Consider the following 22,925-nt stretch of genomic DNA (forward strand, 5'->3'; position numbering starts at 1 on the left):
TACGAGCGAAGACTGATCCAGGCGATTCGGTATCAGTCCTCGAGCGCCTGGCCCACATGTCGGCCGCGATCGCTCAATCCCAACCCTCGCCCCCCCTCGGCGAAGAGGGTGGCCGCCAGGCCGGGCGAGGGGGGCTTTCTGTTTCCGGTGCTGCGGCGTTTTGTGTAGGGTGCCGTCGAGTCTTCGAAGACGCACCTCCGGCTTCCGATCCCGTCCCGGATCGGTGCGTCTTCGAAGACTCGACGGCACCCTACCGGACTCCCAACCCTCGCCCCCTTTTGGGGGCGAGGGTGGCCGAAGGCCGGGTGAGGAGGGCCTCGGCCCGACCGACCCGCCTGCACATCGCGGGTCCGGAACCATCAAGACTGGCCCCAAGCCGCCAAATCCGTTCGCGAATTCCTGATTCGTGCCGAGGAATCCCCATGATTACCGACTAGGGCGATCTGGGTCGGATGGAGGTCGATACCGAGGCCCGGCGCATCCACGGCCGGGTCGTCGGCCTCCGCGACGTGATCACCTTCGAAGGCTCCACCGTCGACGACGCCGAGCAGGCCTTCCGCGACTCGATCGACGACTACCTCGAATTCTGCCAATCGCGCGGCGAGCGCCCCGAGCGCCCTTACTCCGGCAACTTCCAGGTCCGCCTCGGCCCCGACCTCCACCGCCAACTCGCCCTGCTCGCCGAGTCCCAGTCCCTCAGCCTCAACGAGCTGATCCGCCACCTCGCCCACCAGGCCCTCGACCACGCTCCGTGATGTCCAAGGCGTGGACCAGTCGCGCCGAGCGATCAGGCGATCGGTCCACGTCGTATGCCCGACGAAGCTCAATCAATCAAGTAGTGTCGCGGGTAGGCTAACCATCCCCGGCACCTTGACCCCATAGACCGGATCCTCCCGGAGGCCTTCCAGCCAACGTCGGCCAGGCCCCTGGATCCGGTACGACATGTTCTGCCAGACCCGACTGTAGACCAGCGAGCGCTTCCGATCGGCCGCGATGCCTCGGGCCGCATAAACCTCCGCCTCTCCCTGCTCGCCAAGCCCCCGATACGCCAGGGCCATGCCGTAGAGGTAGCAGGGTTCGGTGAGGTCGTACGCATGGGCATACCGGAACGACCGGAGTGCCTCACGATAATCTCCCTTCTCCAGCAACCGGACGGCCCCCACGGCCAGAACTTCTCCCTGTTCGTTCGCCCGGTAGCGAGGATAATCGCGCCTCAGGCTTTTCATCTCCTCCTCGACACTGTTCAAACGCTGGCTCTGACGCTCAAAGTCCTCCTCCACAGCGCCCCGGAGATCGAGCAATTCCCGGGACAGCCCCTCCTGTCCTTGCAAGAGCCCGAGCATGTCCTTACTCTGATTTGCCAGGATCGAGGCATGAACCTCCTGGACCCGCCGCTGTTCCTGCACCTGTCGTGTAATCTCCGCCAGCTCCTCATTCACGCTGGAGAGATAGTTCATCAGCATCGTATGCACTTCGGCATGCGTCATCGTGTCGCGGAGCTGCTCTCGCAGAGCTGCGATCTCCTCGCGCCGTTCCGCATCGCTTGCTTCCACTCGCTTCAAAACATCCTGCAAGACCCGTGTATCAACCGTACCATCCGAGTTCGAAGGGATTAAGTAGTTTTTGATCCCAGTTCCGAGTGCTTCCCCTGCAACACTCCCCACGCCCTGAGCGATCCCGAGACTACCTTCGTAAACGAGGTCCGCAGCATACGCCATAAACCGATCACCGAACGACGGTTCTTTCGACTGTTGTGCCAGCGCCGGCTGACTTCCCAGACCCATCACTACGGCAACGGTGACGAGGAGACGCTTCATGGGTGTGATTCCGAATTCAGGAGGATGATCGTCACGATAGGGAGCAGACCGAACCCTCGCTCGCATGGCAAGGTGAGGTCGAGCTGGGACCTACCCTGCACACTCACCGAACAGACGCTGAACCGAGGACTCGTGATCCCGTCTTTCCGACGCCTCATCGGAGTCGTGATCCCGTGCGCTCCCACTCCCCATACACACGACGCGCACGCGGACCGGAGCGATGGCCGACCCTTGCCGAAAAATCCGCCCCCAATAGTGACTGAAGCCCCCTCCCATCTCGATCATATCTAGGGGAGGCTCCCCTCTCGTTCCCGGAAGGCTCCGGCCAATCACTTGCGGAACACCATCACACACCCATGATCTCACGATTGCTTGGCCGACTCGTGCTTCGCTTGCCCGCGTCCCTCGAGGCGAGACCGTTACCACCCTGCCCCCGACCCTCGACCATAAGGTCGCCGATCGCGCGTGAGGTCAAACCGCGGGGCGATCGTGGTGGGCGAATTCCCGAAACGAACCGAGCGTTTCGCCAGATCTCCCGACAGAATAATCAGTTCCATCACGATCTCTCAGTGCACCAAGCTCCCTTGACCCGGCCCACCGAGCCTCCCATCGCGGTCCGTCGACCCGATCCACCGCCCCTGACGAAACGAACCCATTCCCCCGCCGGGCCCTGCGTCCGAACGTCGCGGCCGAGCATGACGAAACGAACCCATTTCCCCGGCCGACGTCCCGAAACGAACGCTCGAATTCGCCCGTTCTGGCTGTTTCGCCCCAACTTACGACAAACGCCCGGGGCGCACCGCCTCGTCTCGGGGGGCGCACCGGGCGTGAATCAAAGGGCGGTCGAAGGGGCGAGGGGGGCGGATCGGCTCAGGCGGATTCCGGCCCCGGCCAGGTCCAGCCGCGGACCTGCTCAAGCTGGGCCTGGCGGGTCATGTCGAACTGCAAGGGGGTGACGGTGATGTTCCCGCCGGCCAGGGCGATGACGTCGCTCTCCTCCCCTTCGAGGCGGAAGGGCGGAGCGTAGGTCATCCAGTAGTAGGTGCGGCCCCTCGGGTCGCGGCGCCGCTCGAACCCCTCGCCGTGGCGGCCGACGCCCATCGGCACCACCTTGATCCCCTTCGGCTCCCCCCGGTTGTGCGACGGGATGTTCACGTTGAACAACGACCCGGCCGGCGGGTCGTTGGCCAGGATCGTCTCGATCACCCGCCTCGCGTGGCGGGCGGCATAGGGGAAGTCGAAGTGCTCGCTGTATTCGAGCGAGACGGCGATGCTCGTGATCTCGAAGAAGGCCCCCTCGATCGCCGCCGCCACCGTGCCCGAGTAAAGCACGTTGATCCCCGCGTTCGCCCCGTGGTTGATCCCCGAGACGATCAGATCCGGCGGGCGATCCATCAGCTCATAGATCGCCAGCTTCACGCAGTCGGCCGGGCTCCCCTCGACGGCCAGCCCCAACTGAGAGCCGTCCACGTCGTCGATCGACGAGACGATCAAGGGGTCGAGCAGGGTGATCGCGTGGCCGACGCCGCTCTGCTCCAACGCCGGGGCGATCACCGTCACCTCGCCGAGCTTGGCCAGTTCCTTGTGCAGGGCCCGCAGGCCGGCGGCGTAGACCCCGTCGTCGTTCGTCAGCAAGATGCGCACGGTCAAACCACCCGGGTCGGGAGACCTTCGAATCACGAGGGGCAGGGGGCCGATCCCTCGCCCGGCGTCCGGAATCCGGTCCCGAACCCGTTGCATCCCTTCGCCCCGTTCCAAGGCGTTGGATCGTACCGGCCGCCGAGGCCCGCCGTCAATCGCCCGAACCCGCCCCGGCCGCCCGACCGTGGCACTCCCCGGCCCCCATCGGTCATCATCGACGGGCCTGCGGCCCTGGATCCCGCGATCGAGCCCCCCGATCAAACCCCGACTCCCTCATGACCACCGACCGCCCGACCGCCCCCGACTCCTGGCCCGAGCCGCCCAGCTGCCCGAACTGCAAGTCGGCCAACCTGCTCGGCGCCTCGAACTGCTGGCTCTGCGGGGCCGACCTGCCCGCGACGGCGACGGCGACGGCAACCGCCGCCGCCGCCCCCCCGGCCGGACCGAAGGCCGAGCCACCGGAGCCGATCGCCCCGCAGCCGCCCCGGGGGACGTGGCTCCGGCCCCGGATCACCCTGGGGACGACCATGATCGGCGTCGCCGTGGTCGCGGTCTTCCTGGCGGTCGGGCAGGGCAGGGCGGGGATGGCCGTCGGCTTGGCCCTGATCGTCGGGCCGTCGCTCGGCTACCTGATCGCCCGGGTACGCCGGGTCGGCCGGGGGGACGAGGAGCCCTCGCCCCTCGAACGCGCGAGCGGCGAGATCGCGGCCACGATCCTCACCCTCAGCGTCGCCGCCGCGGTCCTGGCCGCCGCCGTCCTGCTCGGCCTGCAACTGCTCCGAGCCCTGGCCAGGGTCCTCTGACCGCGTCCCGCAATCGCCTCAAACACCGAACCGATGTGCTTGACACCCCCGATCGGACCGCAGTACCATCGAACGCTCTGAGACTGAGTCTCACTCCCACCCCCCTTCGACCGCCCCGCCGCCCGATCGAGACTCCTGCCGTGCCCGCCGTCGCAGTCGCACCCGACCGGCCCGCCTCCCCCGGGAGATCGCGGCCTTTGTTCCTCATGCTGGCGACCCTGGCCCTGGTGGCGATCGGCCCCGGCCGGTCCCACGCGCAGGAGAGGCCCGACCGGCCGCCCCCCCGGCCGATGGAGGACCCCGATGCCCGTCGGGCCCGGATCGCCATGCTCCGGGACATCTACGCGGGGCCCCCGGCCGATTGGCCGGCGCCCCACGTGGACGAGGGGGTCGAGTGGGTCGAACTCGGCTTCCTGCCCGAGCCGCCCCACCCGCCCGAGAACCCGTACTCCGAAGCCAAGGCCGAGCTGGGCAAGATGCTCTTCTTCGACCCGAGGCTCTCCGGCTCGGGTCAGATCGCCTGCGCCTCGTGCCACGACCCGGACCTTGGCTGGGCCGACGGCCGGACGACCTCGTTCGGCCACGACCGGGAGCTGCTGAAGCGTAACGCCCCGACGGTCCAGAACACCGCCTTCTTCCCGGCCCTCTTCTGGGACGGCCGCGCCGGGTCGCTGGAGGAGCAGGCCGAGGCCGTCCTGCGGAACCCGCAGGAGATGCACTCCGACGAGGCGATCATCGCCCGCCTGGTCGAGATCCCCGCGTATCAAGGGGCCTTCGCCGAGGCGTTCGAGTCCGAGGGGATCACGCTGGAACGGGCCTCGCAGGCGATCGCCACGTATGAGCGGACGCTCGTCGGCGGCCGGAGCCGGTTCGACGCCTTCCTCAAGGGGAACCGCGAGGCCCTGTCCGACGCCGCGATCTCCGGGCTCGACCTGTTCCGCCGCGAGGCCCGCTGCCTCAACTGCCACCACGGGCCGAACCTCAGCGACGGCCGGTTCCACGACCTCGGCCTGAGCTACTACGGCCGGTTGTTCGAGGATCTCGGCCGCTACCGGGTCACCGAGGCCCCCGAGGACGTCGGCCGCTTCCGCACGCCGAGCCTGCGGAACATCGCGTCGACCGCCCCTTACATGCACAACGGCCTGTTCGAGCTGGACGGCGTCCTCCGCATGTACGACGCCGGCATGGCCACCCTGCGGCCTCGGGAGGATCAGCAGGACGACCCGCTCTTCCCGACGAAATCCCCCTTGCTCAGGCCGCTCGGCCTGAACGCCCAGGACCGCGACGACCTGCGGGCCTTCCTCGAATCCCTGACCGAGCCGAAGACCCGCGTCCGGCCGCCGACCTTGCCCGGCCTGCACGACCGATCGGCCGGCCCCTGACCCGACCGCCCACGCGCGACGCCCCCGCGACGGTCCCTCGCGAGCGTTGCCCGATCGCCCTCCCTTGATCCTTCATCCCATCCCGCCGGAGACCCAATCCATGCCCGCGGCCCATCGCCGAGGTTTCACGCTGATCGAGCTGCTTGTTGTCATCGCCATCATCGGCGTGTTGATCGCGCTCTTGCTGCCGGCCGTGCAGGCGGCCCGGGAGGCCGCCCGCCGCGCCCAGTGCGCCAACAACCTCCGGCAGCTCGGCCTGGCGGCCCACAACTTCTACACCGCCTTCGACTCGTTCCCGACGAACGAGAACAGCCCGATCCGCTACTGGGGGGCCCAGCTCCTGCCCTACTTCGAGCAGGGGAACCTGTTCGACGTCTACAACCACGAGGACCACTTCCGGGTGATGGCCAACAGCACGGCGGTGCAGACCCCGCTGTCGGTCTTCCTCTGCCCGAGCACTCCCGAGTCTCCGTTGATGAATCCGTTCTTCCCGGCGACCATCCCGGCCGAATTGCGGGGCACCCTCGACCCCTGGCCGGCCGCGGCGGCCGACTATGCCGCCGGGGCCGGGATCAACTCGAACCTCTGGACGGCCCCGGCGGTCCTGCCCGGGCCGAGGCCGAACACCGACGGCGTCTTCCAGGGCAATGCCAACAGCGGGCGCCGCAAGATCCAGGAGATCCGCGACGGCACCTCGAACACGGCCATGTTCCTCGAGAGCGCGGGCCGGCCCTTGATGTACCGCGGGCGCCTGCCGGTGCCGAACGCCGGCACGACGACGTCGACCAGCGTCTTGATCTGCGGCTGGGCCGAGGGGAACGTCTTCGTCGCCTGGGGCTACGACGGCAACGGGTCGGCCAAGGGCTCGTGCATGGTCAACTGCTCGAACCGCTTCGCCGTCTACGGCTTCCACCCGGGCGGCGCCCACCTGGGCATGGCCGACGGCTCGGTCCGCTTCGTCAAGGAGACGATCGACGCGGCCACCTTCGCCGCGCTGATGACCCGTGCCGGCGGCGAGATCATCTCGGCCGACAAGCTCTGAGTCTCGGCCCGCGGGCCGAACCCGACCCGAACGGCAGGGGCACGCCGGCGCGACGGGCCGGCGTGCCCCTTCGGCGTTCGATGGAGGAGTCCCGATCGGGGGGCGGGGCCCCCTCCTGCGCGGATTCTTGCAGGAGAGGGCCCCGCCCCCCGACGCCTGGTGCGGACGGGGGACCGGGCCGCTGACGATCGGGCGGGGGTCGGGGCCGAGGCCCGATCGAGTCAGTACTTCGGCACCAGGGCGGCCCGCTTGTCAAAGTCGGCGTGGACGTTCCACTCGTCCCAGTCGCAGCCGAGGCCGCGGGAGAGGGTCAGTTGCGCCAGGTCGGCCCAGGGGGTGTCGGGGTGGAGTTCGATCACCTCGTTGAGCAGTTGGGTGGCCTCGGCGTAGCGCTTCTCGGTCTCCGCGGCCGGGGCCTTCTTCTTGGCCGAGTGGTTGATGACCCAGTCGGTCCGGCGCTGGTTGGGGATCGGCGGGTTCTGGGGCTTGAGCTTCCCCTGATTGGCCAGGCTGACCATCTCAGCCAGGCAGGCCCGGTATTCATACGCCTTGATCTGGAAGGCGACGACCTGGGCGAGCATCAGGTCGTAATTGGCCTGCCAGCGGCGGTTGACCTCCTTGTCTCGGGCCGGTTCCATGGCGCGGAGCCGGGTCTCGATCTCCCGGAGGGCGCGGAGCTGGATCTCGACCTTGGGCAGCTCCTGGGCGATCTTCTGGCCCAGCTCGGGCGGGTTGACCGGGAAGTGCCGCTCGAAGCCGAAGTCCTTCCGGGTGAGCTGGATGATCTCGTTCATCGTCTTTCGCAGGTCGCTCTGGGCGACCCGAGAGAGATAGTCGGCCCGGGGGTCGTAGTCGGGCGAGTATTCGCGGAGGGTCTCGAAGGGGTACGCCTTCTCGCCGCTCGGCCGGTCGCGGAGCTCTTCCTCGTTGGGCAGGATGAAGAAGATGCCGCCGGTATCCTTGACCAGGCGGGCCAGCTCGTACGGGGCGAAGCCCGAGGGCTGCTCGTCGCGGCGGTCCTTCCAGAGGCCGTCCCACTGGAGGGTCTCCAGGCCGGCGGTCTCGGGCCCTCGCTTGATGGGTGGCCAGTAGGTGTCGCCGGTCACCGGGTCCTGGTAGCGGAGCCGGACCGTGTCGTAGCCGAACATCGACTGGCGGCCGAGGACGTAGGCGGTCACCCCCCGGTTGACCAGGGCCAGGCGGGCCTGCTCGACGAGGTCGCCGTCGTCTCCCGACTCGTCGGTGATCAGGACCATCAGGATCTTGCGGTCCTTCTCGATGACCCGGCTGTAGTTGGCCAGGGCCTCGAAGACGGCCCGCATCGTGTGCTCGAGGCCCGACTCGTCGACCCGGAGGCCGTCGATGGCCCGGCGGATGTCCTCCAGGTCGGCCCGGGGGCGGACGCCCTCGTAATGCGGCTTCTCGCCGAAGCCGATGATGGCGTGCTCCAGGTCGCCGGTCGCCCGGCGATCGCCGGGGACCTGGATGCGCAGCTCGTTGATGACCCGGTCGAACTTGTCTCGGATCGTCCGCTGGTCGTCCTTCATGCTGCCCGACTCGTCGAACATCCAGAGGACGGTGACGCGGCTGGTGGCCAGGTGGGCGAGGATCTCGCGGGCGAGCTGGTCGAGGGCCTCGTCGTAGCCGTTGGTCGGCCGGGCCGTCTCGCCGCTGACCAGCGAGCCGCCGCTCAGGTCGCTGGTCAGGGTGCCGGTCGCAGGAGTGATCGATGTGCTGACCGGCGGCACGACCACATCGATCGTGCCGGCGAGGGTCTTCGTTTCGCTCACCTCGGCCATGGCGGCCCGGATGGTCGGGGTGGCCGACGGGGCGCCGGGCTCGAGGATGCTGGTCGGGTCTCCCACGGCCAGCTCGGCCTCTTCGGCCGAATCATTGGCGTCGATGACGGTCAGGTCCTCCTCGGCCAGGCTGGTGTCCGAGGTCCCGGCGTCGATCGGGCCGGCGAGCTGCTCGATCTGGCCGCCGACGGCCATCAGGGCCAGGGCCATGAGCACGGCGACGTGGACCATGAGCGAGACGCCCCAGCTCGGCGCGTCCCACTTCCAGACCGGGGCCCTCCGCCTCCTGCGCGGCTTCTTCGGCGGCCTGGCGGGCGTGGCCTCGGTGGCCTCGGTGGCCTCGGCCGGTTCGGCAGCGGGGTCCGGGGCGTCGTCGCCCGGGGGGGCGGCGCCGGCCGATCTCGAGGGGGACTCGGTGGTGGCGATGGCCTCGACCGCGCCGGGGGGCGTGGATGCCGGAGGACCGGCGGTGCCAAGCAGGTCGGCGTCGGGGCGGGAGATCTGGGTGCTCATGCGGTCCTCCCGGGGCGGTGACCTTGGGGGCGATTCGGATCGGCGTCGGCGATCGCGGCCAGGCGACCGGTGCGACCCGATTGCGGGCCCGCTCCGGGCCGCTTCGGGGCCCGGAGCCCAAGGCAGAATCTCAATCGCGGGGGGTCTTTCCTGGCTCGATCATCCCCCGGCCACGACGAGAGCCGGGGGATTGGCAAACGGGGATCGACGACAAGACACGTCAATGATCGGACGGCAACGAACGGGAGCGAACCTTCGAGGCTGGATGAGCAGGATCGAGTCGCATCGGCCGGGCCCGCCGGACTGACGGCGAAGGGGGCACACGCACTCATTCGCGAGCAAGAGTTTACCGGACCGGGGGGCTCCTTACAACTTGGGCACGGGGGCGGCGGGGGCGTTGGCGTTCGGCCGGTTCTTCTTGCGGGCCGCTCCGCCGTCGTCCGAGGGGGGAGGAGGGGGGGGCACGTAGGTCTCGACCCACTTGAAGCCGAGCGGGTCGCGCAGCTCGCGCTGGGCGAGGACGGCCCAGGGGGTGCCGCGATGCTCGGTGATGACCCGTTCGAGCAGCGCTCGTGCCTCCTCCCCGGCGCGCTGGGCCGTGGGGCTGTAGTGGATCTCGGTATCCGGTTCCAGTCGCCAGGCGTTGGACTTCTCGTCGGTGAAGGTGCGGGGGTTGACCTTCATCTGGGCGCAGGCCCAGTCGTACTCGAAGCAGCGGATCTTGACGGCCAGGAGCCGGGCCTTGATCAGATCATAGTGCGCCTGCCAGCGTCGGGAGGTCTCTCGGTCGCGATAGGGCGAGGCCGCCTGGATCGGCTCGAGGGCCTCCTCGACCGTGTACATGACCCGGGCGGCGAGGGTCTGGTTGCGTTCCATCGCCTCCTTGAACTGCGGGGTGCCGGCGGTCGGGAAGACGAGGGAGGGCTGGCCCGGCAGGCTCTGCTGGGTGATCTGGGCCGCGGCCAGCACGGCCGACCGCAGGGGGCTGCGGGAGGCGGCGGCGCGGTACTGGCCGGCGGAAACCCAGTCGGGCCGGTATTCGCGCATGCCGCCGGGGTCGAAGCTGGGCCGGCTGCTGCCCATCCGGGTGACGAAGTAGATGCCCCCGGTGGTCGCGGCCAGGCGGCTCAGGGCGTGCGGGCCGAAGCCGGCGTCGAGCTCGGCGTGCTGCGGGCCGTCGTACCAGAAGGGCAGGCGGATCTGCTCGAGGGCGACGCTCTCGGGCCCCTGGCGGACCGGCAGGCGGCGGTAGAACTGGCCGGTCTTCGGGTCGGTGTAGTCCGTGTAGCCTTCGGCGCGGCCGAACAGGGCCGAGTTGCCGAGCACGAAGACCGGCATGTCGGCCTTCTGCGCCGCGGCGATGGCCGGTTCGAGCTTCTCCTCGTCGTCGCCGACCTCGTCGGTCACGAGGATCGCCATGGTCCGGTACGGCTGCCTGTCCAGCTTGAACGACCCCCAGCGTCGGGCGACGTCGAGGACGGTCTGGAAGGTCGTCTCCTCGCCCGTCTCGTCGAGCGGCACGGCCTGGATGGCCTCAATGATCGCGGCCGTGTCGTCGGTCGGCTCGTCGGTCATCACCTTGCGGCCCGAGCCGAAGGCGACGACCATGGTCAACAGCCCCCCCTCGTGTGCCAGGGAGCCTTCGGGCCGGGCCAGGACGTTCTCATAGACCTTGCCGATGTGCTCGGCCAGCCGCTCGCGCTCGGCGTGGAGGCTGCCCGAGGCGTCGAACATCCAGACGACCAGGACGCGCCCCTTGTCGAGCTGGCGGAGGATCTCCAGGGCGAGGCGATCGACGGCCCCCTCGACGCCGTCGACGTGCTCGGCCCCGTCGCCGCGGAGTTGCACGCGGGTGCTCAGGGTGGTGGCCGAGGGCAGGAGCATCGACGGGGCGACCGAGAGCGGGTCGATCTGGAGCTCGGGGTCGGGCTCGGCGATGTCCTCGACGATCCGGGGGGAGAAGCGGGGGGCGGTCTTCGAGAGGACCGGGTCGAGGGTCGCCTCCAGGTCGGTCTCGAGCAGCTCGGTGGCGTCGAGCCGCTCGAGGTCGGGCAGGGCGGTGTCGACGATCGACGCCTCGATCGTCCGGGCGACCTCGCGGCCCATCAGGACCCCGGCGACCGTCAGCATGCCGAGGATCGCCAGGTGGACCAGGAGGCTGACGCCGTACGCCGTGGCCACGATCGACGACCGGGCCTCGCGCAGGGCGGCCCATTGCTCGGCCGCCCACTGCCGCATCCTGCCCGCCAGACCTGTCATCAAGGCTCCTCCCTCCGTCCTCGCGTCGGATGCGTTGGAGACCCTTATTCTCTCACGTCGCCTGATGGTGATTCGATCGCGCCGATGTGCGGGTTCGGTTCATTTTACGACATCATGCATGATCGAGGCAACGTGGCAACGCCCCGCATCTCGGTTTCTCTCCGGAGCTTCCGGGAGGTTGAGGGCCCTTGGATGGGTACGGCCCGCGCAGCCCGGCGTGACGAGGGTTCGCGATGCGAGCGAGCCTGCCGTTGCCGATTCCACTCCAGGTTCCGGCGACATGATCAGGGGCACCCGACGGCGTCCCTTGCCGCCCCTCTGCCTGGTGTTGGTATGATTTGAGTGGAACGGAGGTATCTCATGCCGATTCACGACTGGACCCGCGTCGAGCCTGGGCTGTTCCATCACTTCCATCACTCGTGGATCGAGGAACTCCAGCGCGCCTTGAACGCCAGAGTCCTGCCGCCGGATTACTACGCGATGGCCGAGCAGGTGACCGGCGGATTCGGCCCCGATGTCTTGACGCTCCAGGGTGCCGCGCCGGGCGACGAGCACGGCGGCCCGAACGGCTCCTGGTCGGCCCTCGGGCCGAATCCGGGGGCGGGGGGCCTCGCCCTGGCCGAGCCGAAGCTGGCCCCGTCGGGCGAGACCGACATGGAGTTCTACCGGCGCAAGGCGGCGAGCGTCACGGTCCGGCACGTGAGCGATGACCGGGTGGTGGCGATCGTCGAGGTCGTCTCGCCCGGCAACAAGCACAGCCAGATGGCGATCGAGCAGTTCGTCCGCAAGGCCGCCTTCCTGCTCGACCAGAAGATCCACCTGATGATCCTCGACCTGCTGCCGCCCGGCCCCCGCGACCCGAACGGCCTGCATGCCTTGATCTGGGAGGCGATCGACGGTCGCCCGCTCCCGAAGCAGGAACGCCCGCTGACGCTCGCCAGCTATGAGACCGACGAGACGATCCGGGCCTTCGTCGTGCCGGCCGCCGTGGGGGACCGCCTGACCGACATGCCCCTGTTCCTCCTGCCCCGGGGGTGCGTCGAAGTCCCCCTCGAAGAGACGTACCAGGCGGCCTTCGACGTCTTCCCGAGACGATGGAAGCCCCGGCTCGAAGGGTGAGGGACCCCGGGAGGAGCCATCCGTTGTGTCCTGCCCCGATTCGTCGTCACTGGAAGGCCGGCAAGACGGCGAGCATGGTGGCGAACGTCAGCGCCGCCTGCATTGCGCCGACCAGCCAGAACCGCCATGCCGGCCAACGCTCCCGACGCACCGCGAGGAGGACCAGGACCGGGAACCCGAACAGGACGAACGGGTACGGCGGGGCCACGATCCATGCAACCCATTCGGCGATCGCCTCGGGGAAGAGCCCTCGGCAGAGGGCCCCGGCGAGGCACACCCAGGCCAGTTGAGCGGCAATGAGCAAGCGTAATCGCATCATGCTCCCTCAACACGTTGCGGCGTCGAGCAATCATCTTGCCGCATCGAGGCGGAGGGAGCCAGGATTCAACCCTCACCCCCGCGAACGGGGGCGAGGGTGGCCGAAGGCCGAGTGAGAGAGCTGCGGCCAGAGCGCTCCGCGACGAGGAAGCGGACGTCTCGCTAGCCAACCTGGATCACCCGGTGGTTGATCGACTTCCGCCGCCCGAGCGGCGATCGGTAGTCGAAGTAGCCGAGCCCGAGGTTGCCGGCCAGGGCGATGTGCTGTGGCTGGCGGATGTCGAAGCCTTCGCGGTTGAAGGGGTCGGCCGCGAGCTTGCCGACGGCGCCGACGCCGGGCACGCCCATCTCCTTGCGCTTGGCGTCGATGATGTCCCACTCGACGTGGTCGATCGCCACCGGGTCGGTGCCGACGAGCAGGGCGTTGTAGTCCCAGGCCCACTCGGGGTTGTTGCCGAACGGCCCCCCTTGCCAGATGCCGCGGATGCCGTCCATGATCTGCAGGACGCACTTGGCCCGGATGATCGGGTGCTGGACGATCGACGGGATGAACGTGTTCGTGGCGTTGGCCGCCGGGGTCGAGTGCGACCGCTCGACGTTGTTCACCAGGCCGTGGCTCATGTTCTTCAGGCAGCCGGTCACGCCCGAGGCGCCGTGGTCCTTCAGGCAAGGCAGGCTGATGATCTTGTTCAGGCGCTTCGTGACCAAGAGGCCGAGGTGCGAGCGATAGGCGCGGTCGTCCTTCGGGTCGTGGCCGGAGCTGACGAGGTTCATCTCGACGAACTCGTCGCGGTCGTAGCCGGAGAAGCCCCTGGCACCCTCGAAGTCGAGCTTCAACTGGGTGCCGTCCCCTTCCTTCGGGGTCAGGCCGCCGAAGGTGACGCCGTCGGGCAGGATGTTCTGGTAGCCGGCGGCGAGGAATTCGGACTCGTAGCGGTCGAAGACGACCACGTCGGTCAGCTTCACCCCGGCCGATCGCAGGCCGTCGATCACTTCCAGGATCAGCTCGGGAGAGGTCGGGTGCTGCGGGTGGCCGTTGGGCACGACCTTGATGCCGACCACGTCGCCCGGCTCGACGAAGGTCCGCCAGGCCTCGACCGGGTGATCGGCGCCGGTCAGCTCGGTCAGGGCGCGGCCGAGGGTCGCGCGGATCGCCTCGCGGTCCTTGGCGCCGCCGCGGATCATCGCCGGGTTGCGGGCCTCGATCACCCGCCCCGGATACGGCCCCGGCACGCCGAGCGTCCCGCCCGGCTCGGCGACCGCCTCGCCGCCGCCCCCATTGCGCCTCCCTGGACCCTGCTGCGCCGAGGCGAAGGTCGGCAACGCCCCGAATGCCGAGGCGGCCGCGGCCGCCCCCGCCAAGAACTGACGACGTTGCATCCCACCGCACGGAAAGCGACCGCGCATCATCGAAACTCCATTTGGGGGCCCGACACCTCGGCGTCGGGGAGCGGATCGGACGGCTCGCGAACACAATCGACGGAATCGAGGCAGCCACGCGGGAAGAATTGCGCGGCTGCGAGACGTGCATCGCGGGTGATCCCATGCATCGAATGCTCTGGAATCAACCGCTGCGTGCGGTCGATTCTACCCGGTCCCGCCGGCCGCGCCTCCGCCCGAGCGTCTCGATTCCCCTTGCCGGTGATGACGCCGGGCGACGTCCGCTCACGAACCGGGCCGATGCCCCACGACCACCCGCTCGATGCAGGTCATGGTGAAGTCGGGTCGGGCCGGCAGGTAGGCGTCGGACCCGGGGTCGACGAGGCGATCGAAGATCGCGCGCATCTCGGGATCGATGTGGCTGACGACCCGGTCGCGCAGGGCGGCCAGCTCCAGGTCGATGAAGGCCCGCTCGGGCTTCGCGAGCGGGGCCCAGCGGTCGATGGCCCGGGTCGAGACGGTGACGCGATCCAGGCCGGCCTCTCGGGCCAGTTGCGGCAATCGGCGGCCAGCGTAGTAGCTCCTCGGTTGGCCGAGCTGCTCGGCAAGCGTCTCCAGCTCGGCCTGACGCAGGGCCAGCTCCAGGTCTTCCGGCCAGGGGAGGATCAGGTGGTGCAGGGCGTCTTCTTCGAGCACGGCGACCGCCCCCCCCGGCCGGACCAGGCGGGCCATCTCGCGCAGGACCTCGGCCGCATCGGGCAGGCTCCGCAGGCTCCGGGCACACCAGGCCAGGTCGAACGCCCCGTCGGGGAACGGGACCCGGAGGGCGTCGGCCTCGACGAAGCTGACCCGCCCTCCTGCACCGTGATCGCGGACGACCCGGCGGGCCAGGTCCAGGTACGAACCGCTCAGATCCACCGCCACCGCCTCGCCCCTCGGCCCGACCCGGTCGGCCAGCCAGGCGGCGTAGCGGCCGTCGCCGCAGGCCAGGTCGATCACCCGGTTTCCCTGGGCGATCGGCAGGGCCCGGATCAGTTCCCGCAACTCGTCGCCGAACGCCTGATGAAACGCGGCAAGCGCGTCCTGGTATTCGGGAATCGGCTCATCGGTCTCGTCGTCCATTCGATTCAAGATGCTCCCCGCTCCCGAAGGGGCCTTTGATCCAGGGCGGATGGCTCGGTTGCCTCTTGGTTGCGATGGTGGGCGAAAGGCAAGTCCGGTGCCGTCGGTCTATTTCGGTTGGAGGTTGCCCGCACCGGGCGGCCCGAAGGGGCTTGACCGGCTTCAAGCCGAAGGGGGATCCTTTTTTTCGGGGGGCTTTATCCTTACGAACCCAAAGAACCGGCCACCCTGGTGAGGGAGGATCGCCGCGATGCCCGACCGCCGATCGCACCGAGGGGCCGACCCGCGCGACGCCTCGCTGTTCGCCCCCGAGGCGATCCCGGCGCTCCGGGAGGCGGTGGCGGATCTGGCGTGGTTGCTCGGCCGAGGGTACGCCGAGGCGTCGAGCCTGAAGCTCGTCGGCGATCGCTACCGCCTGCCCGATCGCCCGCGCCAGGCCGTCTTGCGATCGACCTGCACCGACGCCCAGCGGGCCGACCGCCTGGCCCGGCGGCTCGATCCCGACGCCCTCGCCGGCCGGGCCGTGCGGATCGACGGCTTCAACGTCCTGACAACGATCGAGGCGGCGCTGGGCGGGGCGCCCTTGCTGCTCGGCAGGGACGGGGCGCTCCGAGACCTGGCGGGGGTCCACGGCACGTATCGGCGGGTCGAGGAGACCCGGCCGGCGATCGCCCTGATCGGCGAGGCGCTGGCCGATTGGAAGGTCGGGCCGTGCCTCTGGCTGCTCGACCGGCCGGTCTCGAACAGCGGGCGGCTGGCGGCGATCCTGCGCGAGATGGCCTCGGGTCGCGGCTGGGCCTGGGAGGTGGCCTTGCCCTTCAACCCCGACGCCGAGCTGATCGCCGGGCCGGCCGAGGCCGTCGTGGCGTCGGCCGATTCGGTGGTGCTCGACCGCTGTGCCGATTGGTCCCCGATGGCCCGCCTGGTCGTCGAACGCGCCGTGCCGGGGGCCTGGATCGTCGACCTTTCGGGGCCGCCCGGCACCGGGCCGGCCGTTGCGGAGGAGCCGTCGGGCCAGTAGCCTGAACGTCGACGCGGATTGCCCGGACCTCGGGAACCGCACGATCCCACCCAGGAACCCCGACGAATCCCGCCCCCGCGTTCTGATTCGGGGCCGACCCGATTCGACTCGATGCGATTCCCACGCCCGAACCCCTGAAAGGGAGCCCGACGCCCATGATTCGCCGCACCTCGACCCGATCCGCTTCCGCCTCCTCATCCGCCCCCTGGTGGCTGGCCCTCGTGCCCTTGAGCTTCGCCCTGATCCTGTCCCCGATCGGCGCGTCGGCCGCCTTCGCCCAGGACGAGGAGAAGCCCGCCGAGGAGAAGCCGGCCGAGGAGAAGCCCGCCGAGGAGGCCGACCCGAACGATCCCGAAGTCCTCAAGGCCCGGGTCGCCGAGCTGGAGAAGAAGGTCGCCGAGCTGGAGCTGACGCTCGCGATCAAGGATCTGGAAGCCCTGGGCGCGGGGGTCGCCGTCGAAGGCCCCGACGACGGGCCGAAGACCACCCGGGTCACCCTGCCGAAGCTCTGGCGGGGCGACGCCGCCGCCCTCGACGCCCTGAAGGGACTGCCCTCGGTCACCGTCGTCTACGTGGACAACCCCGAATTCAACGACGAGGCCGCGGCCAAGCTGAAGGAGATCAAGGGGATCACCGCCTTGACCATCATGTCCCCGGCCCTGACCGGCGCGGCCCTGGAACACCTGAAGGAACTGCCGTCGCTCGGCATGCTCTTCCTGACCGGCACCGAGATCGGCGACGAGGGTTTGTCACACCTCAAGGACCTTCCCGAGCTGAAGGAGCTCTCCCTGAGCAAGACCAAGGTCACCGACGCCGGCCTGGCCACCCTCGCCGAGTTGCCCGAGCTGCGCACGCTCTACCTGATCGGCACCGAGGTCTCGGACGAGGCCGTCGCCAAGCTCCAGGAAGCCAAGCCCGAGGCCCGGATCGTCCGCTGAGCGGTCGAATGGAATTCGGTCAACGGGGACCGGCTGGGCGTCGCGTCACTGCCGCTCCCCGAGGGCCGATCCGCTCGCTCACTTCGGCCGATGGGTGATCGCGTAGCCGTACCACTTCAAATAGTGGGGCAGCCAGGCGCGGAGATTGAAGCGGGAGTCGCCGGCCGAGCGGTCGCGCCAGGTCGAGGGGACCTCGCCGATCGTGCGTCCGGCGGCGTGGGCCTTCGCCGTGATCTCCAGGGAATAGGCGAACCCCCCCCGGCTCTCGATCGGGAAGTCGAGCAGGACCTGCCGGCGATAGGCGCGGAAGGCGTTGGTGGCGTCGTGGATCGGCAGGGCGCCGAGCCAGTAGAGGCTGACGCCGGCGACCCGCGACATCGTCTTCTTGAGCAAGGGGCCGCCGATCTGCCGCCCGCCCTTCATGTAGCGCGAGGCGGCGACGATGTCGAAGCCGTCTCGCTCGATCATCCGGACCATCGCCGGCACGACCGTCAGGTCGTCGGACAGGTCGGCCATGGTGATGATGACCACCTCGGCCGAAGTCGCGGCGATCCCCGCCCGGATCGCGTTCAGGACCCCCTTGCCCAGGGTGTTCTTGACCGTCTCGACCCAGGGATAGGCCGGGGCCAGCCGGCGAAGCTCGGGCAGGGTGTCGTCCTCGTCGAAATCGTAGACGACGAGGACGCGTTTGGGGATCCGCACCTGTTCATCGAGTTCGGCCAACGCCCGGGCGATGTTCGCCCCCTCGTTGTAGACGGGCATGACGAAGTCGATCGCGGCGGCGTTGCCGTCGCCGGGGGCCTCGGGCTTCATGACGCCCCTCCGCCCGGCTTGCGCGCGATCACCAGCATTTGCCCGCCGAACAGCCAGTGGGCCGGGGGGAAGGCCAGGTAGAGGCGGACCAGGATCGGCCAGCGCGGCAAGCGGCTCTTGGTCGTATAAGGCAGGAACTTCGCCCGGGCCTCGATCACCTCATACCCGGCGATCCCGAGCGCCTCGGCCATCCCCTTCTCGCTCAGGGGCAAGGTGTGGTCGAAGAAGTCCCAGAAGGCACCGCCCACCACCCGGGCGTTCGGCTGCATGATGATCAACCGACCGCCCGGCCGGAGCACCCTGCGCAGGGCGCCGAGCACCCGGAGCAGGGCATCGGGGCCCCTCAGATGTTCGAACACGTTGCTGGCGAAGGCCAGGTCGATCGACCCGGCCTCGATCACCTCGTCGAGCCGTTCCAGGGGATGGGTGAAGACCTCGACCCCCGGGTCGGCGGCGGTCGCGGTGTCGGGGTTCAGGTCGACCGCGATCCGACGACGCGCCCTCACCCGATTGATGAAGTCGCAGTAACCGGCCCCGACGTCGAGCACGGCCCCGTCGCCGGGCACGTGACGGTCGAAGAACGACCGGCAGAGGACCTGCCAGAGCCTCGCCTTTTCCTGACGATCCCGGTCGCTGAAGCGGTGGGCGTAGAGCCGATCAAGCTCGGCGTCGAGCGCCCCCGCCGGTGCGGCCGGGGCGGTCAGATGCCCCCCGCCTTGATCTGCTGGTCGATCCACGGAATGATCTCGTCGAGGGATTCCGACAACGACGTCGTCGCTTCGAAGCCAAGCACGCGCCTGGCCTTGCTCACGTCCGGCACGCGGCGTTGCACGTCATGGGGGAAGGGGGGGTCGCTGACATAGCGAAACGCGACATCCTTCCCGCGGACCTTGGTCCAGATCAGCTCGGCCAGCTCCAGCACGCTCGTCGAGACGTCGGTGGACAGGTTGAAGTCTTCATTGGTCGCGTCGGGATGCTCGACCGCCAGGCGAATCCCCCGGGCCAGGTCGCCGCCGTAGGTGTAATGCCGGACCTGCCGCCCGTCTCCCAGCAGGTGCAGCGGGTCCTGCCCCTTGAGGACCTTCTGCACGAGGTCGGGCACGACGTGACTCATGGCGAGCTTGACATTGCCCGACATGACCTCGTGATCGCCCAGCGCCCGCTTCTCGCCGATCCCGACGCAGTTGAACGGCCGGACGATCGTGTACGGCAGCGTGTACTGCTCCCAGGCCCCCTTGGCGAAGTACTCGGTCGCCAGCTTCTGGAAGCCGTAGGTCGAGGCCGGCGGCGGGCATCGGCGCTCGGCCCCTTCGGGGGTCGGGAACTCGTCGCAGCTCTCGAAGACCATCGACGAGCTGACCACCGTGATCTTCCGCAGCGTCCCCTTGCCGCCATCGAAGTTGGCGATCGCCGCGTCGAAGGCCGCCGCCGTGATCCGCTCGTTCTCGGCGATCAGGTCGTACGCCTTCTCATGAAAGAGTGAGATGCCGCCGATGATGGCCGCCCCGGCCACGAAGTGATCGCACCCCCGGAGCAAGTCGGTCAGCAAGGGCACGTCCTTGGCGTCCCCCCGCACCAACCGGAAGCGCGGGTGGTGGTCGTAGGCGTGCTCGATCGGCCCGTACTTCGAGTAATTGTCGAGGCCGACGACCTCGTGCCCGGCCTCCAGCAACTCCTCGACCAGGTATCCGGCAATGAACCCGGCGGCTCCGGTGACCAGGATCTTCATCGATGCGGCATCCTTCGTTCGATCAACTCGGGCCGGTGCGGCGGCGGGGTGCAACGCGGGGCAGAAAGGGGGATGGGATCGCAAGCCCCTGGTGCAGTATCGTCCCAGGAATGGCCCGATCGTTCAAGGCACCCTCCCGGCGCCCTCCGGGTCATCCCGGGAACGTCCCCCGGCCGTAGAGGTTCCAGACGTCGACCACCGGCAGATCGCTGGGAAGCGACAGTTCGCGATACCTCCGGTGCGGCGCGCCGATGAACAGGAGATCCGACCGCGCCAGCACTTCCTCGACCGGCAGGAAGTTGGGGTCGCGGATGTACTCGTCGGTGCAGAGCACCGTCTCGGCCTCCGCCTCGAGCAGCTTGCGGAGCTTGTACGAGAGCGATTCCCGGGGGTCGTCGCTCTCGGCCTTGAAGGCCATGCCGAGCAGGCCGACGGTCATCGTCGCCAGATCGAAACGCCCTTTCGCGTGCTTGACCAGGAAATTCGGCAACCCTTCATTCACGAGCATCGCCGCATGGCCGAGGGCGAAGTTGTTGTCATAGGCGGCCGAGAGCTGCATCGTGTCCTTGAACAGGCACGGCCCCGCCGCGAACCCGCCCCGGGGCAGGCCGGCCATGCGGGGATAGTCGTGCGTCAGGGCGTCGTGCAGCTTGTAGAAATCGAGCCCATGATCGGCGGCAATCATGAAGAACTGATTGGCGGTGGCGAACTGGATGTAGCGCCAGACGTTGGCGAAGATCTTCGTCAGCTCCGCCTCCAAGGGGGAGAGCACGATCAACGACTTCGCGATCGTCCCGAACAGCTCCGAGGCCGCCTCGACCGCCCGCTCGTCGCACCCCGACACGATTTGCGGCAGGACGACCAGTTCCTCCATCGCCTTCCCCTCGGCCACGCGCTCGGGGCAGAACGCCACGCGGACCCGGAGGCCCGACCGGTCGAGCAAAGCCCGGATCTTCTCCGTCGTGCCGGGGAAGACCGTGCTGCGGAGGATCACCGTCTGCCCGTCCCTCAGGTGCGGGATCAGCCCCTGGAAGAAGCGCCTCATCGTGTGAAAAGTGGGATTGAGATGTTCATCGACCGGGGTGCCGATGACCACCACCACGTGCCTCGCCTCCGAGACGAGTCCCGGCTCGGTGCCCACCTCCAGCGTCCGGCCGATGACGGCGCGGAGCGCCTCCTCGGCCCCGGCTTCGAGGAACGGCATCCGCCCCGATCGCACGGTCTCGACCGCCCGGGCGTTGATGTCCGAGACGCTGACCCTCAACCCGTGCGAGGCGAAGGTGATCGCCAGCGGCAGGCCCACGTGGCCGCAGCCCCCCACCACACAGACGTCATGCCGGAACTCGGACTCGGCCATCGGTTCGGGTCGCTCCGGTTGCGTCCTCGACGGCCGGTCGGCGGGCGACCCGGCCGGCTCGAACGGGCAAAGGGCAGGGGAGGGGATTCGGGCCGGGTTGTCCCGGCCGTCTCCCTCCAATTGTTGCCGAGCCGACCCGGGTCGTCAAAGGCCGCACCGGGAGCGGGCGCCGGCCCTGCCGTCAGGATCGGCCCTCGGCCTCGGCCTCGCCCTTGATGGCGGCATCGAGCTGCTTGACGACCCGGGCCGGGATGCCCACGGCCAAGGACCTCGGCGGCACGTCGGCCAGCACGACCGCGTTGGCGCCGATCGCGCTGCCGTCGCCGATCGTCACGTGCCCCAGGATGCAGACCCCGCAGCCGATGTCGACCCGATCGCCGATCACCGGCTTGAGCGCCGGGGAATCCCCCCGCCGCGCGACGCCGAAGGTCGTATTCTGACGGATGTGCACATCATCGCCGATCGATCGCGCCCCGAGCACCATGCCCCCGTGGTGCCAGATCCGGACCCGGCGCCCGAGCCTCACCGTGTAGTCGAGCTTGATCCCGTAACCGATCCGGACCCGACGGGCCAGGATCTTGTAGAGCAAGGTCATCGGGGCGCGGAGCGGCTTCGGCCGCAGCCCCATCCGCCAGTTGCCGAACCGATGGACCGCCACGGCCAGGAACCCCGGCTCGGTCCAGTCGCCGTCGTGCGTCCGCAGGTCCTCGCGCAGCAGCTCCCAGAGCGAGAGGCCCGGCGGGTTCAGGTTCCGGTCCCCCCGGTTGACCTCGGGGGGGGCCTCGGGAGTCGTCGGGGTCGGGGCGTCGATGCTCATGCTCCTCGGCCCCGTCGGAACGAGAAGTTGTAGCGGAGGAAGTCTCCCAGGAAGTGCTCGGGGTCCTCGTTGCCGCGGCCGGTCGCCAGGTCTCGCAGGCGTTTCAGGCCGTAGCCCGAGGCCCAGAGCAGGTCGGCCACCACCACCCCCGCCGGACCCAGGTGCGTCTTGAAATAATGCCGACGCGAGGCGAACCAGTACCGCGGCCGCCGATTCCTGCGTTTCTTGGGGTCGGTCACCCCGGAACTCTGCCCGACCAGGTGCACCACCCGAGACCTCGGCACGTACCAGCGTCCCCAGCCCGATCGGGCCGCCCTCCGGCAGAAATCCACTTCCTCGAAGTACATGAAATAGGTTTCATCCATCAGGCCGATGTCGGCGAACACCTCGCGGCGGACGATCATGCTCGCGCCGGAGAGCCAGTCGGTCGGCGTCGGCTCCGCCCCTTCGGGCACCGGGGGGGCGACGACCCAGGGCTTCAGCACCTTCGAGACCGGCCCCATCGCGATCGTCGATTCCAGCTCGCTGGCGAGCGACGGGAACCGGAAGGCCGACCGCCGCGCCGAGCCGTCCGGGTTCTCCAGGCGGCTCCCGGCGATCCCGGCCCGGGGGTGCGTGTCCATGAACGCGACCAGCTCGCGCACCGCTCCGGGATGGATGTAGGTATCCGGATTCAGGAGCAGGAGGTATCGCGGCGGGTCGTCGCCGGCCAGGGCCGGGCCGATCGCCCGGTTGTTCCCGTAGGCGAAGCCGCCGTTCCGATCGGCCTCGATCAGGTCGACCCAGCCGTGCCAGCCCCGGTCGTCGAGCGCCCGGGCCAGCTCGCCGGCCTCCCCCGAGGCGTTCTCGACCAGGGCCACGCGGGCCCCGGGGATGCCGGCGAGTTCCTCCTCGAGCGAGGCCAGGCAATCGACCGCGAGCGGTGCCGACTTGTAGTTGACGATCACCACCAGGACCGGGCAACCGACCCGCGCCGTCGAGCGGTCGGGCCCCGCGCCGGGATGGGGACGCACCGGGGCGTCGGCGGATTGAGGCTGCATCACCATTCGGAATCC

Annotated in this window: 20 protein-coding genes; 7 read left to right on the forward strand and 13 right to left on the reverse strand. The window is 69.1% G+C overall.

Annotation, left to right across the window (positions count from 1 at the left end):
- The first annotated feature begins 452 nt into the window (after nucleotides 1-452).
- The gene (locus AB1L88_RS03495; protein WP_367095240.1) at nucleotides 453-755 is read left to right on the forward strand and encodes a type II toxin-antitoxin system HicB family antitoxin; all 303 of its coding nucleotides are present in this window, start codon (nucleotides 453-455) and stop codon (nucleotides 753-755) included.
- A gap of 72 nt (nucleotides 756-827) precedes the next feature.
- On the opposite strand, the gene AB1L88_RS03500 is transcribed toward AB1L88_RS03495, so the two are convergent.
- The gene (locus AB1L88_RS03500) at nucleotides 828-1,817 is read right to left on the reverse strand and encodes a hypothetical protein (RefSeq protein WP_367095241.1); all 990 of its coding nucleotides are present in this window, start codon (nucleotides 1,815-1,817) and stop codon (nucleotides 828-830) included.
- An 870-nt stretch (nucleotides 1,818-2,687) separates the two neighbouring features.
- A complete protein-coding gene (surE, locus tag AB1L88_RS03505) occupies nucleotides 2,688-3,461 on the reverse strand; it encodes a 5'/3'-nucleotidase SurE (protein WP_367095242.1) in 774 nt (257 codons plus the stop codon).
- Nucleotides 3,462-3,733: 272 nt separating this feature from the next.
- Between surE and AB1L88_RS03510 the strand changes: the two genes are divergently transcribed.
- The 3 genes from AB1L88_RS03510 (at nucleotide 3,734) to AB1L88_RS03520 (ending at nucleotide 6,685) form a co-directional block, all read left to right on the forward strand.
- Nucleotides 3,734-4,261: a hypothetical protein gene (locus AB1L88_RS03510; RefSeq protein ID WP_367095243.1), complete on the forward strand. Its 528-nt coding sequence runs from the start codon at nucleotides 3,734-3,736 to the stop codon at nucleotides 4,259-4,261.
- Between the two features lie 206 nt (nucleotides 4,262-4,467).
- Nucleotides 4,468-5,643, forward strand: a complete 1,176-nt coding sequence (locus AB1L88_RS03515; protein ID WP_367095359.1) for a cytochrome c peroxidase — start codon at nucleotides 4,468-4,470, stop codon at nucleotides 5,641-5,643.
- 100 nt (nucleotides 5,644-5,743) lie between these two features.
- Nucleotides 5,744-6,685 (forward strand): DUF1559 domain-containing protein, encoded by a 942-nt coding sequence (locus AB1L88_RS03520; protein ID WP_367095244.1) that lies wholly within the window; start codon nucleotides 5,744-5,746, stop codon nucleotides 6,683-6,685.
- 221 nt (nucleotides 6,686-6,906) lie between these two features.
- Here AB1L88_RS03520 and AB1L88_RS03525 read toward each other — a convergent pair whose 3' ends face one another.
- Together AB1L88_RS03525 and AB1L88_RS03530 are read right to left on the reverse strand one after the other, a co-directional pair.
- Nucleotides 6,907-8,997 carry a vWA domain-containing protein gene (locus tag AB1L88_RS03525; protein WP_367095245.1) on the reverse strand — a complete coding sequence of 697 codons (2,091 nt, stop codon included), beginning with the start codon at nucleotides 8,995-8,997 and terminating at the stop codon, nucleotides 6,907-6,909.
- Between the two features lie 366 nt (nucleotides 8,998-9,363).
- Nucleotides 9,364-11,256, reverse strand: coding sequence for a vWA domain-containing protein (locus AB1L88_RS03530; protein ID WP_367095246.1), 1,893 nt, complete (start codon nucleotides 11,254-11,256; stop codon nucleotides 9,364-9,366).
- Between the two features lie 360 nt (nucleotides 11,257-11,616).
- On the opposite strand from AB1L88_RS03530, the gene AB1L88_RS03535 reads away from it, so the two are divergent.
- Nucleotides 11,617-12,375 (forward strand): DUF4058 family protein, encoded by a 759-nt coding sequence (locus AB1L88_RS03535; protein ID WP_367095247.1) that lies wholly within the window; start codon nucleotides 11,617-11,619, stop codon nucleotides 12,373-12,375.
- Nucleotides 12,376-12,421: 46 nt separating this feature from the next.
- On the opposite strand, the gene AB1L88_RS03540 is transcribed toward AB1L88_RS03535, so the two are convergent.
- The 3 genes from AB1L88_RS03540 to AB1L88_RS03550 all read right to left on the reverse strand — a co-directional run bounded on the left by AB1L88_RS03540 (nucleotide 12,422) and on the right by AB1L88_RS03550 (nucleotide 15,195).
- Nucleotides 12,422-12,694, reverse strand: a complete 273-nt coding sequence (locus AB1L88_RS03540) for a hypothetical protein (protein ID WP_367095248.1) — start codon at nucleotides 12,692-12,694, stop codon at nucleotides 12,422-12,424.
- A gap of 161 nt (nucleotides 12,695-12,855) precedes the next feature.
- On the reverse strand, nucleotides 12,856-14,073 hold the full coding sequence (locus AB1L88_RS03545) for a DUF362 domain-containing protein (protein ID WP_367095249.1): 1,218 nt from the start codon (nucleotides 14,071-14,073) through the stop codon (nucleotides 12,856-12,858).
- Between the two features lie 285 nt (nucleotides 14,074-14,358).
- On the reverse strand, nucleotides 14,359-15,195 hold the full coding sequence (locus AB1L88_RS03550; RefSeq protein ID WP_367095250.1) for a methyltransferase domain-containing protein: 837 nt from the start codon (nucleotides 15,193-15,195) through the stop codon (nucleotides 14,359-14,361).
- A gap of 250 nt (nucleotides 15,196-15,445) precedes the next feature.
- Here AB1L88_RS03550 and AB1L88_RS03555 point away from each other — a divergent pair, with 250 nt between their 5' ends.
- Entirely contained in the window at nucleotides 15,446-16,216 is a 771-nt protein-coding gene (locus tag AB1L88_RS03555; protein WP_367095251.1) for a DUF434 domain-containing protein, read from the forward strand.
- A gap of 155 nt (nucleotides 16,217-16,371) precedes the next feature.
- Nucleotides 16,372-17,154 (forward strand): hypothetical protein, encoded by a 783-nt coding sequence (locus AB1L88_RS03560; protein ID WP_367095252.1) that lies wholly within the window; start codon nucleotides 16,372-16,374, stop codon nucleotides 17,152-17,154.
- A 78-nt stretch (nucleotides 17,155-17,232) separates the two neighbouring features.
- On the opposite strand, the gene AB1L88_RS03565 is transcribed toward AB1L88_RS03560, so the two are convergent.
- The 6 genes from AB1L88_RS03565 to AB1L88_RS03590 form a co-directional block, all read right to left on the reverse strand.
- Nucleotides 17,233-17,967 carry a glycosyltransferase gene (locus AB1L88_RS03565; protein ID WP_367095253.1) on the reverse strand — a complete coding sequence of 245 codons (735 nt, stop codon included), beginning with the start codon at nucleotides 17,965-17,967 and terminating at the stop codon, nucleotides 17,233-17,235.
- Nucleotides 17,964-18,704 (reverse strand): class I SAM-dependent methyltransferase, encoded by a 741-nt coding sequence (locus tag AB1L88_RS03570; protein ID WP_367095254.1) that lies wholly within the window; start codon nucleotides 18,702-18,704, stop codon nucleotides 17,964-17,966. The genes AB1L88_RS03565 and AB1L88_RS03570 overlap by 4 nt, the downstream gene beginning before the upstream one ends.
- Nucleotides 18,668-19,696 carry an NAD-dependent epimerase/dehydratase family protein gene (locus AB1L88_RS03575; RefSeq protein ID WP_367095255.1) on the reverse strand — a complete coding sequence of 343 codons (1,029 nt, stop codon included), beginning with the start codon at nucleotides 19,694-19,696 and terminating at the stop codon, nucleotides 18,668-18,670. The genes AB1L88_RS03570 and AB1L88_RS03575 overlap by 37 nt, the downstream gene beginning before the upstream one ends.
- Before the next feature lie 151 nt (nucleotides 19,697-19,847).
- A complete protein-coding gene (locus AB1L88_RS03580) occupies nucleotides 19,848-21,053 on the reverse strand; it encodes a nucleotide sugar dehydrogenase (RefSeq protein WP_367095256.1) in 1,206 nt (401 codons plus the stop codon).
- Between the two features lie 181 nt (nucleotides 21,054-21,234).
- On the reverse strand, nucleotides 21,235-21,870 hold the full coding sequence (locus AB1L88_RS03585) for a hypothetical protein (RefSeq protein WP_367095257.1): 636 nt from the start codon (nucleotides 21,868-21,870) through the stop codon (nucleotides 21,235-21,237).
- Nucleotides 21,867-22,910: a glycosyltransferase family 2 protein gene (locus tag AB1L88_RS03590; protein ID WP_367095258.1), complete on the reverse strand. Its 1,044-nt coding sequence runs from the start codon at nucleotides 22,908-22,910 to the stop codon at nucleotides 21,867-21,869. Before AB1L88_RS03590 ends, AB1L88_RS03585 begins: the two co-directional genes overlap by 4 nt.
- Between the last annotated feature and the right edge of the window lie 15 nt (nucleotides 22,911-22,925).

The organism is Tautonia sp. JC769, assembly GCF_040717455.1.
Lineage (GTDB): Bacteria > Planctomycetota > Planctomycetia > Isosphaerales > Isosphaeraceae > Tautonia.